This window comes from Billgrantia hypersalina (genome assembly GCF_052584175.1).
The window spans coordinates 249872-269830 of record NZ_JBMIQI010000011.1 but is presented as its reverse complement, the minus strand read 5'-3'; the positions used below and the strand labels follow the sequence as shown (position 1 = coordinate 269830).

The following is a 19959-nucleotide window of genomic DNA, read 5'->3' as shown; positions in this document are numbered from 1 at the left end:
AACCGCTTCCATGCGTCCTGCAACATTCAAGTTTTCACCCTCCGCACCGATATAAGGGGTGAACACTCTCCTGAAGCTCGGCGCAACGGTAGGCCCCTTTAAAGGAACCGATATGGGCCGATCAAACGTAGCGAAACGGCACAGTCCGTGAAAGCTCGGTACAAGTTTGATATGCTGGGAGGGTAGTTTTCGTCAAAGAAGCGGAGCGAACATCACGATCGATCATTCATAATCCAAGCCAGTGCAGGAGGTACTCATGCGAGTCTACAAACCTGAATGGCAGTGCACGTTCAGCGTAAGCGAAGGATTCGAAGGCAAAACCGGTTGGCGTGAGCGCCTCGCCTGGTTCATCCGCAGCCTTGCAGACAAACTGGACGGCAGCGGCAGAACGATCAAGATCGACTACGAAGTCACTCCCACCGTCAGCCGTGATGACGTGGACACCTGCCTGGGCAAGGGTTTCGCCGTCACACAGAGCCTGCTGACCCAGCTCGCCCACCAAGCCGCGTGCGAAAACGTCATGCGCGAAGCCAAGGCCGAGCTGTTCGAGGAAGATTCACAGCCCTGAAATAAATCTTACTTGTAGCTACCTACGCCTCATCGGCCCTGCCGATGGGGCGTCTTGCTGTGGGGGCCTAGTCGACGATAAGAGTTACAAAAATTTTATGCTGCGACGCAACAAAGCCACCTATGCTGAGAATTGAGAATCCCGAGGAGGACCATCTCATGACTCAGGTACATCCGATCTCTACAGGCTATGATGACGAGGTCCTGCGAGTCTGGGGACATCAAGCCAGCCAACTTCAGGCTGCCTATGAGGCCGCCTGGTACTATCTTGAAGATGCAACCTGTGAAGCGCTCCGACACAGGCGCGAAGAAGAAGAATCGAGTCGTTAAACCTTTCATTGCGCCCGGTTGCAAATACAATAACGCTATTAAAACGACTTGTTCTCTCTGGCATTTTTTGTCTGATTCCTCGCCAGCCAATATGCTGGCTGCCAGACTTGACTGGGTCCGACGTGCCAGGCTCAGGGAGTGATCGTGTCAAAAGAGCGCCATCGCGCTATCGCGTATACCACGAGAATCGACGGGTTTACGGCCATGAGCCTGGCCTCGGATCGTGTCTTTCCGCGCCATTCCCATGACCAGTACGGCATCGGCCTCATCACCGCCGGTGGTCACCGCTCCTGGAGCGGTGCCGGCCAGGTGGATGCCGTGGCGGGCGACATCATCACGGTGAATCCCGGCGAGATCCACGACGGCGCCCCACTCTCCGGCGCCCAGCGCTCGTGGTACATGCTCTATTTCAACCCTGAACTGGTTCGACAGGTCATCGGCAGTGAAGCGTTCGTCGAACTGACCCGTCCGGCTCTCGACGACCCCCTCCTCTGCCGGCTCATGGGACAGCTGTTTCATCGCCTCACCACGACGCCAGGCGATATCCTGGGCCTTGAAGAGTGCTGTTCCCGGTTGCTCGGAGCGGCGTTCTCCCGCCATGGTTCGCAACGCCTCTCAGCCGACCCTGGCATACCGAGTGCCATCGTCAAGGTACGCCAACGCCTCGATGATATGCCGCACCGGACCGTTACCCTGGGCGAGTTAGCCGATATGGCGGGGCTGAGCCGCTATCGGCTGCTGCGCTGCTTTGCGCAGGCGCTGGGAATCACGCCCCACGCCTACCTGATACAGCGGCGAATCCAGCTGGCCAGGCGCTTGATAGCGGCAGGCGAGCCCTTGAGCCAAGCGGCCATCATTGCCGGTTTCTCCGACCAGAGCCACATGAGCCGGGCCTTCAGCCGCCAGTTCGGGCTCTCCCCAGGGCGCTACCGTCGCGCGCTCCACTCCTCCTGAGCTGCAATTTCATTCAAGATTCATCGGCTCGTTAGCGCCACGATGGCGTCGAAACGCTATCGGAGCCTGACCATGACCCCGGAATTCCTGCTCACCTCACTGCTAGTCGTCGCCTCCCCCGGCACCGGTGTGCTCTACACCCTCGCCACTGGCCTCGCACACGGCACGCGCGCCAGCACTCTGGCAGCGCTGGGCTGTACGTTTGGCATCGTGCCGCACATGCTCGCCGCCATCACCGGGCTGGCTTCGCTGTTGCACGCCAGTGCCACGGCCTTCCAACTGCTCAAGCTGGCGGGCGTCGCTTACCTGCTCGTCCTTGCCTGGAGCATGTTGCGAGCACGGGAAGGCGCGTTGCCCATTGCCGGGCCGACACCCCCGATGGCCAGTCGGCTGATCGTTACCGGCGTATTCGTTAACCTGCTCAATCCCAAGCTCACCCTATTCTTCTTCGCCTTCCTGCCGCAGTTCGTCGAGGCCGGGGATGCGCCGCTCGCACGAATGGCCGAGCTGAGCCTGGCCTTCATGCTCATGACGCTTGCGGTATTCATCGTCTACGGCGCCAGCGCTGCCGTTGTACGCCCACGGTTGCAGGCAAGCCCATCCGCACTGACCTGGCTGCGACGCGGGCTCGCGGTGGGCTTCCTTGCCATGGCGGTACGTCTGGCAATGGCGGAGCGTTAGCCTGGCTGCTACCGCTGCGCCTGGCTACGCTCAAAACTGGCCGCTGGCGTCAGCCGTGGCCCACGCCAACAACGAAGAAGCGAGACACGCCATGAACAAGACACTCCCCATCCTGGCCTGCCTGGCTGTGCTGGCCACCGACCCGGCTCAGGCCGGAGCGGACGAGAATGCACCCGAGTGGGACGATGCCCTGCTGGAAGCCGCCAGCCAGGTGACGCTCGGTCCGCGCCCGCTGTTTCTGGTCAATGACATGAGCGAGGAGACCGAGCGTGAGCGCGAACTCAAGGCCGAGCTGCTCGAATGCGCCGCCCAGCACACCGACTGGCAGCCATCGGATCTCGTCATCGGCCACCGCGGCGCGCCGCTGCAGTTTCCCGAGCATACCCTCGAAGGGTACCTGGCCGCGGTTCAGGGCGGTGCCGGAATCGTCGAATGCGACGTAACCTTTACCAGCGACAAGGAACTGGTATGCCGGCACTCCCAATGCGACCTGCACGCCACCACCAACATCGTCGAGACAGAACTCGCCGAGAAGTGCAGCGTACCTCCCGAGATCGACCCCGAGAGCGGCGAGCTGACCAACGCTGCCGAGATTCGCTGCTGTACCAGCGACATCTCGTTGGCCGAGTTTCGTTCACTGCGTGGCACCATGGAAGGTGCCAACCAGGAGGCAACCAGCCTGGAGGAGTACCTGGACGGAACGCCCGGCTGGCGCACCGACCTCTACGCCACCCGCGGCACCCTGATGAGCCATGCCGACACCATCGACTTGTTCAAGCGCCTTGACGTAAAGATGACCCCGGAGCTCAAGGCGCCCGAAGTGGAAATGCCGTTCGACGGCATGAGCCAGGAGGATTACGCGCAAAAGCTGGTCGACGAATACAAGCAGGCCGACGTGTCACCCGGCGACGTTTTCGCCCAGTCTTTCAGTCTCGAGGACGTGCTCTATTGGATCGAGAACGAACCGGAGTTCGGCGAACAGGCCGTTTTCCTGGACGGGCGCTACGAGGACGAAGCATTCGACCATACCGATCCTGACAGCTGGTCGCCGAGCATGGAGGAACTGGCGGAACGGGGGGTTCGTATCGTGGCGCCCCCCATGTGGATGCTCTTGGCCGCCAACCCCGACTTCGGTGAACAGGACAGCCGCATCGTGCCTTCAGCGTATGCCGAACGCGCTAAACAAGCAGGGCTGGAGCTGATCACATGGACCCTGGAGCGCTCGGGCCCGCTGGCCGAAGGGGGGCAGTGGTATCACCAGACGACGGAAGAAGCCATTCGGCGGGAGGGCGACAAGCTGATCACCCTCGACGCCCTGGTACGGGATGTCGGGGTCATCGGGGTCTTCAGCGACTGGCCCGCGACCGTGGGCTTCTATGCCAATTGCATCAGCACTGACTAGCCTTACGCCGGTGGCCAAGGCTGCCGGCGTAGCCAGCCCACTGGCCATCAGCTCGATGTCGTCGTGGCGGTAGTGAAATGCAGCGACACCACGCTCCACTGCCCGTCGAGCTTTTGCCACAGCTCACTGAAATAAAGGCCGGGACGCGCCAGGCCGTCACCGACGATCCGCCCCTGCCCATGGATCGACACCAGGTTGCCGTAAGGGAGCAGCTTCACCACGTCATCCTCGGCACGACAGCCTCGGGAAAACCACTGGTCTGCCGCCACAGCCTCGGCAATGTTACCGAGCTGGTCCAGCTTTCCCTGCAGCCCCGCCTCATTGATCACCACGAGATCGTCGCTCTCGATGTGATCCAGACGACCGACGTTGCCTTCGATATAGGCGGCGTACCACTGACGGCGGGTTTCCAGCAGTAGTGTCTCGTCCACATGTCCTCCATGTCACCCGCACTCTGACGGGATAGCCCCACCGTGAACTACAGCAGGCTTAGGAAAACATCCATACTAGACCAGCAACCTGGAAGCGCCATCAGACAAAAACGCCGAAACCTGTAAGCTATCGCCTACGCGGGAAGGCGGGCGTCACCGGGCCTGGAAGGCCCCGCGGATGCGGTCGGCATTCTCCGCCAATTCCTCGCTACTCGCCTGGGGCAACCCTTCCAGACGGATATCCTGCATGGCATCGATCGGTACCAGATGCAGATGGACGTGCGGAACCTCGAGCCCCACGATCATCATTCCTACTCGCTCACAGGGAAAGGCCCGCTTGAGCGCCTTGGCGAGTTGTTGCGACACGGCCATGAGATGCGCGCTCAAGTCCACCGGGAGGTCATCCCAGTGATCGATTTCCTCGCGGGGAATCACGAGCAGGTGGCCGGGCTTCATAGGGTTGAGCGTCATGATAGCGACGCATTGCTCATCGGACCAGACGAACTCGGCCGGTAACTCGCCATGAATGATGCGGGAAAAGATGCTTGCCATTGCGATACTCCCCAGACGAAAAACACCACGATGCCCCACCAGGCAGAGCCGTCAGTTTCGTCTCTAAAACGGCACCGGTCCACCCCACTGGCTCGCCAAATCCGCGCCGGGCACCATTTCCGGCTTGGCGCACCCGCTCGCCTGTTGCCCACCTGGCGCCAGTCCTCCATTTAGCCCTGTCGCCAAAAGCAGACGAATAAGCCAATGTTTTCATTGGCTATTAGCTCACCTGTAACGTTTGCGTCTCCCATTGGGAACACTTTGGCAGGTTCAAGTGGACCGAAACGACTTCACGAGTCATGCCCGGGCATGAATGTTTAGCGCACTTCGTTGATGAAAAAGAATTTTTTATAAACATGGCACTATTTTCGCTTAACCAAGGCATAGCGGTGCGTAGCCAGACATAGCGGTTTCGTACCCAGAGGCTCGCCAAGCCAGGACGGTTGCAGACGGGAAGGACCCCGACGAGCTTTACCTGCTTAACTGGCCGATGGCACGCTCTTGCGATGAGTTAGCACTATCCTTTAGTTCCCTGCGTACTTGGGCCGCTTTGCGGCCCTTTTTTTTCGCAACACCCGCAGGTGCCGAGGGACAGACCTGAAACAGCAGCCCAGCTACGAGACGAACGCCATGCGCACGAAGCCAAAGTCTCCACTGAGCAATATCCCGAGCCTGTTCGGTATCGCCCTGGCCGTTGCCTTGCTGCTCGATGCCACCCTTGCGTTCAATGGCCTGGTTCCCGAGCAGGCCAGCCTGTACCCCACCGCCGCCCGTTCCCTGGAAAAACTGGCTACCGATATTCTGCATAGCGGCATCGCCCTAGTCGCCTTTGCCGGCGGCATCGTGTTGGCGGTTTCGCTGGTTCTGCTTCCCATGCAACACGTCTATCGCGCCCGCGAAGCCCGGCTACTACAGGAGCGCAAGCGACTCGAAGCCTGCAATGCAAGGCTGGCCCGCCAGGCCGCCAGCGACGGTTTGCTGGGCATAGCCAATCGCCGCGAGTTCGAGCGCGTGCTGAAGATGGAGTGGCGGCGTGCGGCGCGGGAGCGTCAGCCGCTCAGCCTGCTGATGATCGACATCGATTGCTTCAAATGCTTCAACGACAGCTACGGCCACCAACGCGGTGATACCTGCCTGCGTGAAGTTGCCGGCATCCTGCGGGGCGCCGCCGCCCGGCCAGGCGACCTGGTGGCTCGCTATGGCGGAGAGGAGATGGTGGTGCTGATGCCTCATACCGGCACGGAAGGTGCCGAACGCATGGCCGAGCGCATCCATGCCATGCTGGCTGAGCGAGCCCTCCCCTTCCCCGACTCCCCGGTGGCCCCTCGTGTCACCGTCAGTATCGGCATTTCTTCGATGCTGCCCGTACGCGATGCCAACCGCAGCATCCTGGTCCAGCAGGCCGACGAGGGCCTCTACGCGGCCAAGGAGAGCGGACGCAACCGGACGGCGACGGTGCCGCACCTGCGCCCCATTCCTTCGCAGGGGGAAGCCCCGCTCCGCTCCGGCCACGCCCAGCGGGCGTGAGGCTGCCCGAGGTTTCGTGTCGCCAAGCCAGGCGAGACTGAACGACACGCAACCTTGCTGCCAACGTCGCCAAGCGTCTCCCATCGTGCTGCCTTCGTGGTTTACACGGTTGCCCTGTGTGCCTTCGGCAGGTACTATCCATAACGCTCACCGGCACCTCATCGATGAAAGCGATAACCGCCACACGACTACCCTGAGGTAATACCATGGGAGCTCTACCCAAGACATTGCTCGCTTATTGCCTGGCAGGTGCGTTCGCGGTACTCGCAGTCAACGCCACGGCGCACGAAGCCGAGGTCCAGGAGGAAGGCATCGCCTCCTTCTACAGCGACAGCTTGCAGGGCGCCATTACCGCCAGCGGCGAGCCATTCGATCAGCAGGCCCTGACCGCCGCCCACCCCAGCCTGCCCCTGGGCACCAAGGTGGTCGTTACCCGAGCGGACACCGGCCAGGAGGTCGAAGTGCTGATCAATGATCGTGGCCCCTACGTCAAAGGGCGCATCATCGATCTCTCCAAGCGCGCGGCACGCGAACTCGGCATGCTGAGACGTGGTGTCGCCCCCGTCATGGTCACTGCCATTCAGTAACCCGCTAGCCGCCTCGTACGCGTGAGTCTCTCTCCGAGCGACACGTTTCTCCCCTGTGCCTTCAGTTTGGCCCGCCCGGGCCGATATGACTCTCAAGCGACCAACCAGAGTCGCCGTGACGCTCTTTCGTAACCGAATGGCGCAGGGAGAAGAAACCAATGAACATGCTGCACGAGCCGGTAGAGTTGCTTGGCGAAATAGAGGAAGTGGCCACGAATGCGGCGCTGTGCAAGCGCCTCGTCATGGCCAAGACAAAACTGGATCGCCTGGAGCGGGACGGTACCTGCAAGGACCTGAGCGCACTCAGCGCTGCGCGGGTGGAATTCGCCCTCGCTTCGCGGGCGCTGGCCGACGCCCTGATCGCCCAGGAGCTGGCTGAGGAAGTTGACCTGTCTTGAATTTCCGCCCTTTAGCCAGGGGCCGACGTAGCCGGCCCCTGGCGATTTCGGTGCGCTCAGGGGCGTTCCGGCATCCATGACGCTGCAGTGCCCGTTGTGCTCCGCCACCCAGCATCAGCGCCAGCCCGGCGATGGCAAGGAAAAACAGGCTACCTGAAAAGAAATGTCCCCAGTTAGCCGGCTCCATGTCGCCGAAAGCGGAGAAGAGCAGCGCTGTCACGAGGGGAAAGACCATGACGATAGCCAGGCCAAACCCCAGCAGGAAGAGCACCGTTCCCAGTCGTTCCAACATAAGGCAACTCCATCACTGTTCGAGAGTTCTCCTACAGTGTATGCCTCATAGCGGATGGGTAATGCTATCGGCTCGATAGTTTCTCTTTATCCCTAGGAACGATCAGTCAGGAATCTCCGCCTCGACCAGCTTCGCCAGCAAGATGAGCGATTCCTGCCAGCCCAGGTAGCAGGCTTCGGCGGGTATCACGTCGGGCACGCCCTCTTGCACCAGGCGCAGCTCGGTCCCGCAGGAGATCTCCTCGAACGTGACGAGGATGTCCATGGTGCCGGGCAGGCCGGGGTCGTCGAAACGATCGGCATAGCGCAACCGCTCAGCGGGCACCAATTCGAGGAACTCGCCGCTGAACGCATGGCTCTGGCCGGAAGTGAAATTGGTGAAGGACATGCGATAGCCGCCTCCCACGCGAGCGTCCATTTCGTGAATGCTGCCGACAAATCCGTTGGGCGGCATCCACTTGACCATGGCGGCGGGGTCGATGAAGGCGCGGTATACCCGCTCGGGCGTGGCGCGCAGAATGCGATGAAGACGAATGGTACTGGGCATGCTCGTTCTCCTGATGATCACAATGGCCGGATGGCATCGTGTCATCGTGCGAGCGAGCGCATTTTCGACATCGTCGACGAAACCGTCATAGCCGATCGTTCACGAAGCGCCTCAGGTCCAGTGCGTTACGCGGCGCATGGGCCTTCTGATCGTTGTTGAAGAAGGCATAGACGTCGCACCCCTCGTGCAGCAGCTCAGCGACCCGGTTCGCCTCGGCCACCAGGTACTGGCGTGAATAGCTGCCGGCATAGTGGTGGCCGTGAAAGCGCAGGTAAGTCCAGTCGGTAGTGAACACGCGCGGGTGACGCTCCAGCATGTCGTGGAGGCACAGCGCGGCGCGGTGACCTCGCAGCACGTCGTACACCTCATCGTTCAGCCAGTCGGCGTCGCGCAGCTCGACAGCCCAGCGGTACGAATTGGGCGCTTCGGCCAGGAAGGCGTCCAGCCGCTCCGGTCGCGACTTCCAGTTAGGCGGCAACTGCACCAGTATCGGCCCCAGGTGCTCTCCCAGCCGCTGGGCCACCTCGAGGAATGCGTCGAGACTCTGCTCGGGATCCTTGAGACGCTTCATGTGGCTACCGTAGCGACTGAACTTCAGCGCGTATTCGAAACTAGAAGGCGCCGCCTCCTTCCACTTGTCGAAGGTAGCGGCCTGGGGCAGGTTGTAGAAGGTATTGTTGATTTCCACCGTATCGAACTGCTCGGCGTAGTAGCCGAACCACTCCTTCTGGGCCAGCACGCCCGGATAGAAGCGATCCTTCCAGTGGCGATACTGATAGCCGGACGTGCCGATGCGCAACCGGCCCTGCCGCTTGTTCTGCGTCGCCTGGCTCATGGGACTCTCCTTGCCGCGCAGAGGGATGTCCCTTCAGTGTGGCAGCTACACGGCACCCGTCACGCCGCGTGACGAACCCCAACTCATCGAGATAGCGCGATCAAAGCGCTCTACCTGCCAGCCCAGCAAGCCGGGACGGACCAGATACGGGGTCGCGTTAGCCAGCCGGGGGCCGTTGGGGGTACCGATCAGGTGGGTACGAATTACCCGGAACACGCCTGAGTGGGCCACGACCAGCGGCATCTCCTCGCTTGCCAGCACGCCGTTGAGCGCGGCCAGCACTCGCGCCTGGAAATCCGCCCAGCTCTCGCCACCGGGCGGTGTGGCCTCGTAGGGCGGCTGCTGCGCCAGCGGCAGTTGATCCAGCTGCCCCCAGTCGCGCTCGTCAAGCCCGCTCATCCGGGTAGCCTGCTGGCCGGGCACCGCCAGCTCGGCGGTGCGCCAGGCGCGTTGCAGCGTACTGGTCACGACCCGACTCCAGGGCCTTTCGAGCAGCGTAGCGGCACGCCTGGCCTGTGCCTCGCCGAGATCCGTCAGCGGCTCATCGCTACGCCCGCCGATACGCTGCTCACGATTCAGCCGGGTTTCGCCGTGGCGCATGAAAACGAAGGGTTTAGCCAGCAGCATCGCTGCTCTCCTCGGCTAGTGCCATGCCGCCCGGCGCCGTCAGGGAATCCTTCACTGCCTCCACCTGCCTGGTGAAGAGAGGAATGACTCGCTCGGCTCCCAAGCGATTGGTCAGCCACCGCATGTGCGACAACCGCAAGTGAACGTTCCAGCGCCGCCAGTCGACCTCGCCGCCCGCCCGCTGGCGCTGCCGCCGGGGCGTAAGATAGCCCGTATGCAGGATCCTGTGATCCGGCCAGTCTAGCGGGTCGTCATCGCGGTCTGCCACCAGCCATAGCGTCGGCGATGCCGGGCGCGCGGCGTCCAGCAGTCGGCGCACGGCGGCGTCATGCCCCTCGCGGCGCAGCGTCGAGGGGAGCCGCAACAGCTGCCCCAGCCCTTCGCGACAGGCATCGTCCAGGTTCCAGCCGAACCCCAGCCGCTCGGCCCGGGCCTCGAGCCAGAGCGCCATTTCCAATGCCCGGCCCGTTGGCGGAACCGGCAGCACACGCGGCTCGGCCAGGCACTGCGCAATGGCCATGCGGCATTCCGCCTGAGGCGTGTCGTAGACCCCATAAGAGGCGTCAAGCAGCGCAACGCGGGCAGGCGGCGGTTCGTCGAAGGGAAAAAGCTGCGATTCCAGGCAGGCATCGCCACTGTAGAACACCCCGCCCTCGCTGCCGATATGCAGCCACACACCGCCCAGCGAATGGCCTGCCTGGCCCGTGGTGACGGGTACGCCTGCGACCCGGCACTGGCCTCGCTCGGGCAGTGGGCGCCATTCGCGACCGCTCGGCAGGGCTGTCGCCACCACGTCGGTACAGTAGAGCGGCAGCTCCGCGGGAAGCGCCGACACGCCACCGATATGATCGAAGTGGTCGTGGCTGATCAGCACGGCGTCGACATCCAGCCCGCGAGCCCAGTCGGCGGACTGTCCCGGATGCAGCGCGCCACCGGCGTCAAGCAGCAGGCGCCTGCCCTGAGCCTCGACCAGGATGGCGGCAGGCGCCTTGTCACCCAACCCGCTGAGCACCTCGATGCGCAAGGTCATGCCTCGGGCTCCAGGCACCAGCCTTCGCGCAGGGTCAACGCCACCTGCTGCCCTTCGGCAAGCGCGACGTGGTGGTAGGCCAGCAGCGTTTCGCCGTCCGCCAGGCGCAGGTGCAGCTCGTAGCGTTCGCCGCGGAAGGTCACGCTCTCCACCCGCGCCGTCAAGGCGTGGGGGGAAGGCGCATCGGGCAGCACGGTCACGTTCTCAGGACGCACCAGCACCGGCTGGATGCGCTCAGAGGCAACGGCGCTGAGCCCGCGCATCAACGTCGTTTCTTCCAGACGCTGGCCCGGCCGACCGGCGGCCACGTTGAGCAGGCTGCCCTGGCCGATAAAGCCGGCGACCCAGGCGGTGCGCGGCCGGCGGTAGAGGGTCTCGGGCGCGGCCCACTGCTCCAGCCGGCCGTGGCGCATGACCGCGATCCGGTCCGCCAGCGCCATCGCCTCGCTCTGGTCATGGGTCACGTAGACCAAGGTGGCCCGGGTACGCCGATGAAACTCGCGAAAGCCCTGTTCCATCGAGGCGCGCAGATGACGGTCGAGGTTGGCCAGCGGCTCATCCAGCAGCACGACGTCGGGATCGGTGACGAGGCACCGCGCCAGCGCCACGCGCTGGCGCTGGCCACCGCTGAGCTCCTGCGGCGTACGCTGGGCGTAAGGCTCCAGGGCCACCATGGCCAGCGCCTTTGCCACCTGGCGCTGATACGCCTCGCCGCTCAAGCGGCGCAGCTTGAGGGGATAGCCGACGTTGTCGGCAACGCTCATGTGCGGCCACAGGGCGTAGGACTGAAACACCATGGCCATGTTGCGCTGCTCCGGCGGCACGTGCCGATCCCGGCTGGCCAGGGTACGCTCCCCCATCCGAATCTCGCCCTCGCTGAGCGACTCGAAGCCGGCCAGCATGCGCAGCATGGTGGTCTTGCCGCAGCCGCTGGGGCCGAGCAGAGCGACGAATTCCCCTGGTTCGATATCCAGGGAGAGCGCATCGACGGCCCGATGCTCGCCGAAGCGCTTGGTGACACGATCGATCATCAACCCTGCCATGGCACCACCCCCTTGGGCAGACGCGGCGCCAGCAGGCTCAAGCCAAGCATCAGCGCGGCCACCATCGCCACCACCAGCACGGAAACCGCGGCGGCCAGCACGCTCTCGCCGCCCTCGTCCAGATTGAAGATCAGCACGCCCAGGGTCTCGTTGCCCGCACTCCACAGCAGCGCCGAGACGGTCAATTCGTTGACCGCCAGCAGGAATACCAGCAGCCCGCCGGCGAACAGCGCCGGCGCCACCAGAGGCAGCACGATGTCGCCCAGGCGCCGCCAAGGGCCTGCCCCCGCCAGCTGGGCAGCCTCCTCCAGCGAGGGGTCAAGCTGGGAAAGGCCAGCTGCCACCGGCTTGAGGCACACCACCAGGAAACGCGCCAGATAGGCGACGAAGATCAAGCCCAGGGTGCCGTAGAGCGCCACATCGAGCAGCGGTATGGGACGCACAAAAAGAAGGATACAAGCCACTGCCAGCACCACGCCTGGCAGTGCATAGGGCAGTTCGATGGCACTCAGTGCCATGCCCTGCCAGCGTGGGGGCAAGCGTTGCAGTCGATAGGCCAGCGGCAGGCTGCACAGCATCAGCACCACGGCAGCACCGCCCGCCAGCCAGAGGCTGTTGCGCACCGCACGCCAGGTCGTTCCCTGGCGGCTTATCACCTCGTGGTAGGCGTTCAGGGTGACGGTTTCCCAGGTGAGCGGCACGCCCATGGCAGGCACCAGCGAACTCACCACTAGAGCCGCCAGCGGCGCGACGAGAATCGCCACCAACAGCGCCACCAGCAGAGCGGTGACGCCGCCGCGCCAACGTCCCAGCGAGAAGTCGTGGGCACGCCCGCCGTGCCCCACCAGGCCGAAGCGACTGCGGCCCATCCAGGCCTGCTGCAGTGCCACGCCGGCCAGCGCCAGGGCGCCGATCAGCAACGAGAGCGACGCCATCTCCGCCAGCACCCCGGTGCCGAAGCTGGCCATACGCTGATAGATAAGGGTCGGCAGCACGTAGTAGCCTGCCGGAATGCCTAGCATGGCGGGTATGCCGAAATTGCCCAGGCTCGAGATGAACGCCATGGCACCACCGGCGATCATGCCGCTACGGGTGATGGGCAGGATGATCTGCCCCCATACCTGAATCTGGCGCGCACCGCTGATACGCGCCGCCTCGACCAGTTCCCTGGGCAACGAGAGCAGGGAGGTGCGCAGCGCCAGGAACACCAGCGGTGCACTCTGGATGCCCAGCAGCAGCGCAATGCCCTGTGCCGAATAAAGCGGCTGTGGGCTGCCCAGCGGGGGCGCCATGCCCAGGCTCTTCAGCAGGGGGCTGGCGGGCCCGAAAAGCTGCAGCCAGCTGAGCGCGGTGACCTGCGGCGGAATCATCATCGGCAGCATGAAGCAGAACACCAGCCAGGCCTTGCCGCGAATATCGGTCAAGGTGATCACGAAGGCGAACAGGCTACCCAGCGCCAGCGCGATCAGCATGCCCAGCCCCGAGGTATAGAGGCTGCGCCACAGGGCCCGCCAAGTGGCCTCGGCTTGCAGCACCCGCCACAGCGGTGCCTCGCTGCCCTGGGCCAGGTCGCCCAGCGCTTCCATCAGCAAGCGCAGGCTGGGCGCGAGGCTGAGCACCACGATGCCGATCGTCAGCAGGGTGAGCAGCCAGCGGTGCTGGCTGCCTGCGGTGAGGCTCGGCGACATGATCAACTGCCGAACAGGTCGCTGAAGCGCTGCTTGAGTTCTTCCTCTCGCGCCAGAGCGGCCTCGATATCCAGCGGCATCAGCGCGATGCTGTCACGAGCGGGGAAGCCTTCCGGCGGGGTTACCTCGGGGTGAGCCGGGAGATACCCCTGCTGGCTGACCAGCTCCTGCCCCTCGCGGGAGAGTACGAAATCGACGAACTTCTGTGCCGCCTCGAGGTTGTCGGCTTCCTGCATGATGGCCACCGGCTCGGTCACTGCGCTCACGCCCTCCTCGGGAAAGACGAACGCCACCGGCGAGCCCTTGGCTGCCTCGCGAATCGGCAGGAAGTCCACCACGATGCCGTAGGGCTTGGTGCCCGCCGCCACCGCATTGAACACGCCGCCATTGCCGCCCTGGGCTTCGGTGCGGTTGGCCTGCAGCGCATCGTAGTAGTCTTCACCGAGTTCGGGGTGGGCACCGATCGCCGCCATGTGGATCAGCGCGGCACCGGAGTAGAGCGGGCTCGGCATGGTGACCTGCCCTTCGTATTGCGGCTGGGTGAGTTCCTGCCAGCTCTGCGGCTGATGCTCGGCGCCGGTGTTGTACACGATGCCGGTGGTGATCAGCTTGGTGCCGTAGTAGTAGCCTTCCGGGTCGTACAGCTCGGCGGCGTACGCTTCGCGCTCGGGGCTCAGGTAGGGCTGCAGGTGTCCCTCCTGCTTGAGCGACTCCAGGGTCATGCTGTCGGCAATCAGCAGCACATCGGGGTTGCTGACCCCGGCGGAAAGCTCGGAGCGCAGACGTGTCATCAGGCGGGTGGTGCCGTCGCGCACCCACTCCACCTCGATATCGGGATAGGCGGCCTGAAAGGCATCGACGGTCTGCTGGGCGTCGCTGTTGGGCTGGCTGGTGTATAGCACCAGCGTCTCGTTGCCAAGAACCGGCAAGGCCAGGCCGGCGAGGACAATCGAGACAGAAAGAGCGGTGAGTCCGGGGCGCTTCGACATGAGAGATATCTCCGATGAGTGAGCGCACTCACATTACCGCCATTGGCTTACAACTCGGTGACAACTCAGGCCTACGGTTTATCGCGCTTCAGCCGATAATAGTTGCGGGAGCGGTACGAGCAGGGAGTGAACGAGGGGATCGATCCCGCACGGGGTGGTGGAGAACGAGACATGAACGCGCCGGCAGCGTCGAGTGATCAAGCCGTGGTGGAAACCGAGCTCTCCCGCTCGGTGTTGGACGAGGGGCTATGCCGACGCCTGGCACTGGCCAAGATCAAGCTGGACCGGCTGGAACGCGATGTCGGCTCGAAGGATCAGGGCGCCCTATCCGCGTCCCGTATCGAGTTCGCGCTGGCTTCACGAGCGCTGGCCGATGCCTTGATAGCCCAGGGGTACGCGCAGCCGGAGCAGGAGTGGGCAACCGGGGCCGAACGGTAGGCTGGCCCTCTAGCCCTGTAGCCCCTTGGCGTAGAACGCCATGCTCTCGCTGCAGCGAAAGCCGAGTCCCTGGTAGAACCCGGCCGCGGGGATACCGCGGCTCGTGGCCAGGTACACCGCTCGTACGTCATGCGCGGCCAGCTCTCCCTCCAGAGTACGGTAGAGCGCCGAGCCGATGCCCTGACCCTGCCAGCGGCAATCGACGCACATCTCCCTGAGATAGAAGAGCTGGCCTGCCAGATAGGGTTCGCGATTACCCAGCAGGAAACCCACGACGTCGTCCCGGTCGTTCGTCATCAACACCCCCTCGAAGCCGGGAGAGTCGTGAAAGTGCCCCAGCCGCGCCAGGGCGCGTTCGTTGCTCCACGACTCGCTCCAGGGCTCCGAGGAGAAAACCTGCGCAAACAGCGAGGCGCAGGCCTCCAGGTCGCGGCACTCGAGTCGTCTGGGCGGCGTGTCCGGCCCCGTCACCTAGCGCTTGTCCTCGGTGTTGCGTTCGAAGTCGCTGGCATCGTGGCGCTCATGCAGCTGCTCTTCCGGCTCACCGAAGGTGCGGTTGACCATCCGCCCGCGCTTCACCGCCGGGCGGGCGTCGATTTCCCTTGCCCAGCGCTGCACGTGCTCGTACTCCTGTGCCTGCAGGAACTCCGCCGCCTCGTAGACCCGGTCGAGCACCAGCTGCCCGTACCAGGGCCAGGTGGCGATATCGGCGATGGTGTATTCATCACCCCCCAGGTAACGGGTTTCGGCCAGGCGGCGATCCAATACGTCGAGCTGACGCTTGGCCTCCATGGTAAAGCGGTCGATGGCGTACTCGATCTTGGTCGGCGCATAGGCGTAGAAGTGGCCGAAACCACCGCCCAGGTACGGTGCACTGCCCATCTGCCAGAACAGCCAGTTCAGCGTTTCGGTGCGCCCCGCCGGGTCGCGAGGCAGGAACTCGCCGAATTTCTCGGCCAGATAAAGCAGGATCGAACCGGACTCGAAAACCCGCGTCGGCGGCGTGGTGCTATGGTCCCTCAGCGCCGGGATCTTGGAGTTCGGATTGACCTCGACGAAGCCGCTGCCGAACTGATCCCCCTCGCCGATGCTAATCAGCCAGGCATCGTACTCGGCGTCGGCGTGACCCAGCGCCAACAGCTCCTCGAGCATGATGGCGGCCTTCACCCCGTTGGGCGTGGCCAGCGAATAGAGTTGCAGCGGGTGCTTGCCCACCGGCAGCGCTTTCTCGTGGGTGGGGCCGGCAACGGGCCGGTTGATGCTGGCGAACTGGCCGCCGCTCTCCTTCTCCCATTTCCATACCCTCGGCGGCACGTACTCGTTTTCCTGGCTCATGCAAGCTCCCTTACGCTAGTGACGAAGTCTCCGGCTCACCTTGGTGAGCGGGAGGCACGCAATAGCCACAAGATAGCGGGATAACGTTCGAGCTTCGAGCCAGGCATATCGCTGCCAACGATTACCGGGCGAAACAGAGTGAACCGCACGCATCTGCTAGGTTTGTGACATGGTTCATTGCCTGTCGCATCGATGCGCAACCCGCAAGGAGTCCTCATGGCCAACGACTGGCACGCCGACCCACTCATCTGGGGCCAAGGCCCACGTCTGCTCGAGGTCTTTCTGGAGCCGACCTGTCCCTTCTCGGTGAAGACCTTCCGCAAGCTGGACGACTTCCTGGCTCAGGCCGGAGAATCGCAGGTGCGGGTGCGAATCTGGTTGCACTCCCAGCCCTGGCATTTGCTCTCTCCCATCGTCATACGCGCCATCGCGGCTGCCTCCACCCTAGAGGGTGGCAAGGAGACGGCAAAGCGGGTCATGGCCGCCGTGGCCGACCATCGCGAAGCGTTCGTCTTCGAGAATCACAGCACCGGGCCGAACCGCGACGCCACGCCCAACGACATCCTCAAACGCCTGGAGCAGATCAGCGGCCTGTCGCTCATCCCGGCCTTCGAGCAGGAAGGCTTGGAAAGCGTGGTGAAGCATCACGCCAAGTACGCCCGCCAGAACGGTATCCATAGCACGCCGACCTTCATGGTCGACGGCCTGATTGACCCTGGCATGGGCAGTGGCGATGAAGTGTCGGAGTGGGTCAAACGATTATCCTGAGACTCAGCCCGCCCCATGAAAGCGCAAGTGCAACTCGCGTACTTGCTCCGCCAAGTCAGGCACCGGCCCCTCAACGATAACGTCCGGCGCGACCTCCTGAATGGGTAAAGGACGCACGGGAGGCGCCGGAACTCCCAGTTCACTAAGCCAGCGTGTCAGCTGCTCGGAGGAGCTGGCATAGACGATACGCCCCAGCCCGACCCAACCATGCGCCGCCGCACACATGGGGCAATGTTCGCCTGAGGTGTAAACGGTGGCGGCATGACGCGCTTCCGGGGTCATGTGGGTAGCTGCCCAGCGTGCCAGCGCGAATTCCGGGTGGCGGGTCCGGTCTCCGGAGGCCACGCGATTATGATCCTCGGCAAGAACTCGACCATCGCCATCGACAAGCACGGAGCCGAACGGTTCATCGCCCAGCTCGAGTGCTTCAGTGGCCAGCTCCACGCAGCGGCGAAGATGGCGCAGATCGTCAGTACTCAGCATGTCGCTCCCCTGTTCGCAACGAACTTTTCAGGCTTCGCCTGCCACCTCGTTGGATAGCAGCGTGCGGTGGGCCGCTTCGATGTCGTGTTGGCTGAAAACGGCGATGCCATGCTCTCGCAAGAGGGCAGTCGTCACTCCCACGCCGAACACTTTCGTGCCGGAAAAGTGCCCATCGTAGATAGAAGTGCTTCCGCAGGAGGGGCTGTGTTCCGTCAGCACCGCCACACGGATACCGTGCCGCTGACACATCGCCAGTGCCGTTTCCGCCCCGGATCGGAATGCGCTCGTCACATCTTGACCGCTTATCTCCAATACTCGCGCCTGTCCGTCGAGTACGTTGCGCCCATCTCCAGCGTAAATTTCCGCGGGCGGGCGTGGAATGCTCATATCAGCACTCACTTCAGGGCAAACCGACACCACGCGGCCCTCGCCAACCCAGCGCTCGAGGATAGTGGAGGTAATCGTCAGCGCCCCAGCATCATAGCGAACTCGATTGCCCAGCAAGCATGCACTGACCAGTACTTTTTGCACGTTCAGCCTCTACAGGCGCGAAAGGGATTAACGGCTCGAGGCGATCAGCGTGCCTCCCGCCCCCAGGAATAACCCACCGGTAGTCCGGTGAAACGTGCGCATCCGGCCGGGGCTATCGAACCAGCGACCCAGGCCCGAGCCCAGGGTGGCGTAAAGCGTCATTAGGGTCGTGTCGATGATCAGCCAGGTCAGCGCCAGAATGACGAACTGAATCAACTGCGGCTCGCCTAGGGTGATGAAATTGGGAAACAGGGCAGCGAAGAACAGCAGGTCCTTGGGATTGCCGATCCCCACCAGGAAACCCTGGCGAAACATGGCGGGTACGGACTGCCGATTAGACGGTCCCGCTTCGGGCGACGCGTCCATCGGTGAGCGGGGTACGGTCAACCAGGCCTGCAGCCCCAGGTAGATCAGGTAGGCGCCGCCGACCATCTTCAGGACGAAGAAAGCCGTTTCCGAGGTGGCCAGAATGGCGCCAAGGCCCAGGGCGGAAAGCGCCATCAGCACCAGCGACGCCATCCCCCCGCCCAAGACGGTCGCGAAGGCCCTGTGCCGCCCGAATCGCAGACCATGCGTGGTGCAGAGCAGTGCCACCGGCCCCGGGAAGAGGATCAGTGCCGTTATCACACCCACATAGGTTATCCAGGTCCACCACTCCACGGGCCATCTCCTTTTAGATTCACTATGTTCGCTTGTCGCCGACAGCAAAGCTCGAGCTTACCGCAAAGGGTTATTGCTGCGCCTGAGTAGACAGTTGCTTCCGAGGCGTTCGCAGTAGATATGCGAGGTGGAAAAAAGGCACCAGCAGCGGGCTGGCAAATACGCCCAAGGCAATGATGATCACCCATTCCGGCGAATCCCAGCCCGAGACGCGCAGGCAGAACAGTATCAGAGAAACGGCTACCAGCCCCGCCCCAACACAGGCCGCGCGCCACCACCAAGTGGACTGTTGCCGGCGCGCCAGGTAGATCGCCGCCACGCGCCATAACCCCACGATACCCAGAAACCCGGCGAATACGAAGAGCATGATAGCCAGTTCTTTCACGCCCCAGTAAAACCCTACCGTGCTCAGCAAGGCCAACCCGAAGAACAGGCAAAACAGGCTCACCGGCAAAGCCAGAACGAACATCTCGACGACAATCAGGATTCGGTGAATCAACTCCCCGTTCATGTTTCTTCCCGGTATGTTCTTTGGCTCAAACCACCCTGCGCAGCGCCTAGACATCATTTGCCACGATAAGAGAAAGGTTCCGAGTAATCTTGTCTACCGGCCAGTCCCACCAGGCGATGGACTGCAGTGTCTCGACAACCTCCGACGAAAAGCGCTGCTTGATAGGGCGAGCCGGGTTGCCGCCTACCACGGTATAGGGCGCCACGTCGTTTACCACCACCGAGCGCGACGACACGATGGCCCCATTGCCGATTTGCACTCCGGGCATGATGAGGGCGTCGTAGCCTATCCACACATCATGCCCTACGACCGTGTCTCCCTTGTAGGGGAGCTCGTGCATCTCCGGCATGACCTTTTCCCATCCGTTGCCGAAGATCTGGAATGGGTAGGTGGAGATCCCCGAGAGCTTGTGGTTTGCCCCGTTCATGATGAATTTCACCCCACGCGCAATGGCGCAGAATTTGCCGATGATCAGTTTGTCGCCAATGAACGGGTAATGGTAGAGCACGTTGCGCTCGAAGTTTTCCGAATCTTCCGGGTCGTCGTAGTAGGTGTAGTCGCCAATTACGATATTCGGGTTCTTGACCACGTTCTTGATAAAGCACACTTGGGGGAACCCTGCGATGGGATGCTGGGTAGTGGGGTCAGGTCCGTGCACTGGAGCCCTCCTTACAATTGGCGACTTCACCCCGATGATTCTGTTTTCGGCAGGGTTAATCAACTAGCTTCAGAAGCGAATACCCATCGCGGATGG

General features: G+C 63.0%; 26 protein-coding genes. 10 read left to right on the top strand and 16 right to left on the bottom strand.

Annotated elements, in window-relative coordinates:
* Positions 1 to 256: 256 nt before the first annotated feature.
* From ACOJCM_RS08300 to ACOJCM_RS08280, 5 genes are all read left to right on the top strand, one after another.
* Entirely contained in the window at positions 257 to 568 is a 312-nt protein-coding gene (locus ACOJCM_RS08300; RefSeq protein ID WP_445211590.1) for a hypothetical protein, read from the top strand.
* Positions 569 to 726: 158 nt separating this feature from the next.
* On the top strand, positions 727 to 897 hold the full coding sequence (locus ACOJCM_RS08295) for a hypothetical protein (protein ID WP_445211589.1): 171 nt from the start codon (positions 727 to 729) through the stop codon (positions 895 to 897).
* Between the two features lie 144 nt (positions 898 to 1041).
* Positions 1042 to 1851 (top strand): AraC family transcriptional regulator, encoded by an 810-nt coding sequence (locus ACOJCM_RS08290; RefSeq protein ID WP_445211588.1) that lies wholly within the window; start codon positions 1042 to 1044, stop codon positions 1849 to 1851.
* 72 nt (positions 1852 to 1923) lie between these two features.
* Positions 1924 to 2532 carry a LysE family translocator gene (locus tag ACOJCM_RS08285; protein ID WP_445211587.1) on the top strand — a complete coding sequence of 203 codons (609 nt, stop codon included), beginning with the start codon at positions 1924 to 1926 and terminating at the stop codon, positions 2530 to 2532.
* A gap of 91 nt (positions 2533 to 2623) precedes the next feature.
* Positions 2624 to 3934 (top strand): glycerophosphodiester phosphodiesterase family protein, encoded by a 1311-nt coding sequence (locus ACOJCM_RS08280; RefSeq protein WP_445211586.1) that lies wholly within the window; start codon positions 2624 to 2626, stop codon positions 3932 to 3934.
* A 47-nt stretch (positions 3935 to 3981) separates the two neighbouring features.
* On the opposite strand, the gene ACOJCM_RS08275 is transcribed toward ACOJCM_RS08280, so the two are convergent.
* Both ACOJCM_RS08275 and ACOJCM_RS08270 read right to left on the bottom strand, forming a co-directional pair.
* Positions 3982 to 4365 (bottom strand): nuclear transport factor 2 family protein, encoded by a 384-nt coding sequence (locus ACOJCM_RS08275; RefSeq protein WP_445211585.1) that lies wholly within the window; start codon positions 4363 to 4365, stop codon positions 3982 to 3984.
* A 153-nt stretch (positions 4366 to 4518) separates the two neighbouring features.
* Positions 4519 to 4917: an HIT family protein gene (locus tag ACOJCM_RS08270; RefSeq protein ID WP_445211584.1), complete on the bottom strand. Its 399-nt coding sequence runs from the start codon at positions 4915 to 4917 to the stop codon at positions 4519 to 4521.
* A 630-nt stretch (positions 4918 to 5547) separates the two neighbouring features.
* On the opposite strand from ACOJCM_RS08270, the gene ACOJCM_RS08265 reads away from it, so the two are divergent.
* The 3 genes from ACOJCM_RS08265 to ACOJCM_RS08255 all read left to right on the top strand — a co-directional run bounded on the left by ACOJCM_RS08265 (position 5548) and on the right by ACOJCM_RS08255 (position 7429).
* A complete protein-coding gene (locus ACOJCM_RS08265) occupies positions 5548 to 6444 on the top strand; it encodes a diguanylate cyclase (protein WP_445211583.1) in 897 nt (298 codons plus the stop codon).
* A 206-nt stretch (positions 6445 to 6650) separates the two neighbouring features.
* Entirely contained in the window at positions 6651 to 7031 is a 381-nt protein-coding gene (locus ACOJCM_RS08260) for a septal ring lytic transglycosylase RlpA family protein (protein ID WP_445211582.1), read from the top strand.
* Positions 7032 to 7189: 158 nt separating this feature from the next.
* Positions 7190 to 7429, top strand: a complete 240-nt coding sequence (locus ACOJCM_RS08255; RefSeq protein WP_445211581.1) for a hypothetical protein — start codon at positions 7190 to 7192, stop codon at positions 7427 to 7429.
* A 394-nt stretch (positions 7430 to 7823) separates the two neighbouring features.
* Here ACOJCM_RS08255 and ACOJCM_RS08250 read toward each other — a convergent pair whose 3' ends face one another.
* The 7 genes from ACOJCM_RS08250 to ACOJCM_RS08220 form a co-directional block, all read right to left on the bottom strand.
* A complete protein-coding gene (locus ACOJCM_RS08250) occupies positions 7824 to 8267 on the bottom strand; it encodes an SRPBCC family protein (protein WP_445211580.1) in 444 nt (147 codons plus the stop codon).
* A gap of 85 nt (positions 8268 to 8352) precedes the next feature.
* Positions 8353 to 9102 (bottom strand): DUF72 domain-containing protein, encoded by a 750-nt coding sequence (locus ACOJCM_RS08245; RefSeq protein ID WP_445211579.1) that lies wholly within the window; start codon positions 9100 to 9102, stop codon positions 8353 to 8355.
* Positions 9103 to 9147: 45 nt separating this feature from the next.
* Positions 9148 to 9729, bottom strand: a complete 582-nt coding sequence (locus ACOJCM_RS08240) for a histidine phosphatase family protein (protein WP_445211578.1) — start codon at positions 9727 to 9729, stop codon at positions 9148 to 9150.
* Positions 9716 to 10759, bottom strand: a complete 1044-nt coding sequence (locus ACOJCM_RS08235; protein WP_445211577.1) for an MBL fold metallo-hydrolase — start codon at positions 10757 to 10759, stop codon at positions 9716 to 9718. Before ACOJCM_RS08235 ends, ACOJCM_RS08240 begins: the two co-directional genes overlap by 14 nt.
* The gene (locus ACOJCM_RS08230) at positions 10756 to 11802 is read right to left on the bottom strand and encodes an ABC transporter ATP-binding protein (RefSeq protein ID WP_445211576.1); all 1047 of its coding nucleotides are present in this window, start codon (positions 11800 to 11802) and stop codon (positions 10756 to 10758) included. The genes ACOJCM_RS08235 and ACOJCM_RS08230 overlap by 4 nt, the downstream gene beginning before the upstream one ends.
* The gene (locus ACOJCM_RS08225; RefSeq protein WP_445211575.1) at positions 11790 to 13490 is read right to left on the bottom strand and encodes an ABC transporter permease; all 1701 of its coding nucleotides are present in this window, start codon (positions 13488 to 13490) and stop codon (positions 11790 to 11792) included. The genes ACOJCM_RS08230 and ACOJCM_RS08225 overlap by 13 nt, the downstream gene beginning before the upstream one ends.
* A 2-nt stretch (positions 13491 to 13492) precedes the next feature.
* Positions 13493 to 14479, bottom strand: coding sequence for an ABC transporter substrate-binding protein (locus tag ACOJCM_RS08220; RefSeq protein ID WP_445211574.1), 987 nt, complete (start codon positions 14477 to 14479; stop codon positions 13493 to 13495).
* A 171-nt stretch (positions 14480 to 14650) separates the two neighbouring features.
* Between ACOJCM_RS08220 and ACOJCM_RS08215 the strand changes: the two genes are divergently transcribed.
* Positions 14651 to 14917 carry a hypothetical protein gene (locus ACOJCM_RS08215; protein WP_445211573.1) on the top strand — a complete coding sequence of 89 codons (267 nt, stop codon included), beginning with the start codon at positions 14651 to 14653 and terminating at the stop codon, positions 14915 to 14917.
* A gap of 9 nt (positions 14918 to 14926) precedes the next feature.
* Here the strand turns inward: ACOJCM_RS08215 and ACOJCM_RS08210 are convergent, their stop codons facing one another.
* The gene (locus ACOJCM_RS08210) at positions 14927 to 15388 is read right to left on the bottom strand and encodes a GNAT family N-acetyltransferase (protein WP_445211572.1); all 462 of its coding nucleotides are present in this window, start codon (positions 15386 to 15388) and stop codon (positions 14927 to 14929) included.
* A complete protein-coding gene (gene yghU, locus ACOJCM_RS08205; RefSeq protein WP_445211571.1) occupies positions 15389 to 16252 on the bottom strand; it encodes a glutathione-dependent disulfide-bond oxidoreductase in 864 nt (287 codons plus the stop codon).
* 216 nt (positions 16253 to 16468) lie between these two features.
* Between yghU and ACOJCM_RS08200 the strand changes: the two genes are divergently transcribed.
* On the top strand, positions 16469 to 17020 hold the full coding sequence (locus ACOJCM_RS08200) for a DsbA family protein (protein ID WP_445211570.1): 552 nt from the start codon (positions 16469 to 16471) through the stop codon (positions 17018 to 17020).
* A 3-nt stretch (positions 17021 to 17023) separates the two neighbouring features.
* On the opposite strand, the gene ACOJCM_RS08195 is transcribed toward ACOJCM_RS08200, so the two are convergent.
* From ACOJCM_RS08195 to ACOJCM_RS08175, 5 genes are all read right to left on the bottom strand, one after another.
* Complete coding sequence (locus ACOJCM_RS08195) at positions 17024 to 17503, bottom strand: nucleoside deaminase (protein WP_445211569.1); 480 nt, start codon at positions 17501 to 17503, stop codon at positions 17024 to 17026.
* 27 nt (positions 17504 to 17530) lie between these two features.
* Complete coding sequence (locus tag ACOJCM_RS08190) at positions 17531 to 18034, bottom strand: DUF523 domain-containing protein (protein WP_445211568.1); 504 nt, start codon at positions 18032 to 18034, stop codon at positions 17531 to 17533.
* A gap of 27 nt (positions 18035 to 18061) precedes the next feature.
* Positions 18062 to 18694, bottom strand: a complete 633-nt coding sequence (locus tag ACOJCM_RS08185) for a LysE family translocator (protein ID WP_445211567.1) — start codon at positions 18692 to 18694, stop codon at positions 18062 to 18064.
* A gap of 70 nt (positions 18695 to 18764) precedes the next feature.
* Positions 18765 to 19205, bottom strand: a complete 441-nt coding sequence (locus tag ACOJCM_RS08180) for a hypothetical protein (RefSeq protein WP_445211566.1) — start codon at positions 19203 to 19205, stop codon at positions 18765 to 18767.
* A gap of 46 nt (positions 19206 to 19251) precedes the next feature.
* Positions 19252 to 19881, bottom strand: coding sequence for a Vat family streptogramin A O-acetyltransferase (locus ACOJCM_RS08175; RefSeq protein WP_445212065.1), 630 nt, complete (start codon positions 19879 to 19881; stop codon positions 19252 to 19254).
* Positions 19882 to 19959: the final 78 nt, after the last annotated feature.

Excerpts from the sequence above, each read along its gene's own strand:
- ACOJCM_RS08250 (WP_445211580.1), bottom strand. The coding sequence starts at position 8,267 with ATGCCCAGTACCATTCGTCTTCATCGCATTCTGCGCGCCACGCCCGAG.
- ACOJCM_RS08295 (WP_445211589.1), top strand. The coding sequence starts at position 727 with ATGACTCAGGTACATCCGATCTCTACAGGCTATGATGACGAGGTCCTG.
- ACOJCM_RS08280 (WP_445211586.1), top strand. The coding sequence starts at position 2,624 with ATGAACAAGACACTCCCCATCCTGGCCTGCCTGGCTGTGCTGGCCACC.
- ACOJCM_RS08260 (WP_445211582.1), top strand. The coding sequence starts at position 6,651 with ATGGGAGCTCTACCCAAGACATTGCTCGCTTATTGCCTGGCAGGTGCG.
- ACOJCM_RS08235 (WP_445211577.1), bottom strand. The coding sequence starts at position 10,759 with ATGACCTTGCGCATCGAGGTGCTCAGCGGGTTGGGTGACAAGGCGCCT.
- ACOJCM_RS08300 (WP_445211590.1), top strand. The coding sequence starts at position 257 with ATGCGAGTCTACAAACCTGAATGGCAGTGCACGTTCAGCGTAAGCGAA.
- ACOJCM_RS08270 (WP_445211584.1), bottom strand. The coding sequence starts at position 4,917 with ATGGCAAGCATCTTTTCCCGCATCATTCATGGCGAGTTACCGGCCGAG.
- ACOJCM_RS08240 (WP_445211578.1), bottom strand. The coding sequence starts at position 9,729 with ATGCTGCTGGCTAAACCCTTCGTTTTCATGCGCCACGGCGAAACCCGG.
- yghU (WP_445211571.1), bottom strand. The coding sequence starts at position 16,252 with ATGAGCCAGGAAAACGAGTACGTGCCGCCGAGGGTATGGAAATGGGAG.
- ACOJCM_RS08255 (WP_445211581.1), top strand. The coding sequence starts at position 7,190 with ATGAACATGCTGCACGAGCCGGTAGAGTTGCTTGGCGAAATAGAGGAA.
- ACOJCM_RS08225 (WP_445211575.1), bottom strand. The coding sequence starts at position 13,490 with ATGTCGCCGAGCCTCACCGCAGGCAGCCAGCACCGCTGGCTGCTCACC.
- ACOJCM_RS08245 (WP_445211579.1), bottom strand. The coding sequence starts at position 9,102 with ATGAGCCAGGCGACGCAGAACAAGCGGCAGGGCCGGTTGCGCATCGGC.
- ACOJCM_RS08215 (WP_445211573.1), top strand. The coding sequence starts at position 14,651 with ATGAACGCGCCGGCAGCGTCGAGTGATCAAGCCGTGGTGGAAACCGAG.
- ACOJCM_RS08220 (WP_445211574.1), bottom strand. The coding sequence starts at position 14,479 with ATGTCGAAGCGCCCCGGACTCACCGCTCTTTCTGTCTCGATTGTCCTC.
- ACOJCM_RS08180 (WP_445211566.1), bottom strand. The coding sequence starts at position 19,205 with ATGAACGGGGAGTTGATTCACCGAATCCTGATTGTCGTCGAGATGTTC.
- ACOJCM_RS08285 (WP_445211587.1), top strand. The coding sequence starts at position 1,924 with ATGACCCCGGAATTCCTGCTCACCTCACTGCTAGTCGTCGCCTCCCCC.
- ACOJCM_RS08200 (WP_445211570.1), top strand. The coding sequence starts at position 16,469 with ATGGCCAACGACTGGCACGCCGACCCACTCATCTGGGGCCAAGGCCCA.
- ACOJCM_RS08230 (WP_445211576.1), bottom strand. The coding sequence starts at position 11,802 with ATGGCAGGGTTGATGATCGATCGTGTCACCAAGCGCTTCGGCGAGCAT.
- ACOJCM_RS08195 (WP_445211569.1), bottom strand. The coding sequence starts at position 17,503 with ATGCTGAGTACTGACGATCTGCGCCATCTTCGCCGCTGCGTGGAGCTG.
- ACOJCM_RS08265 (WP_445211583.1), top strand. The coding sequence starts at position 5,548 with ATGCGCACGAAGCCAAAGTCTCCACTGAGCAATATCCCGAGCCTGTTC.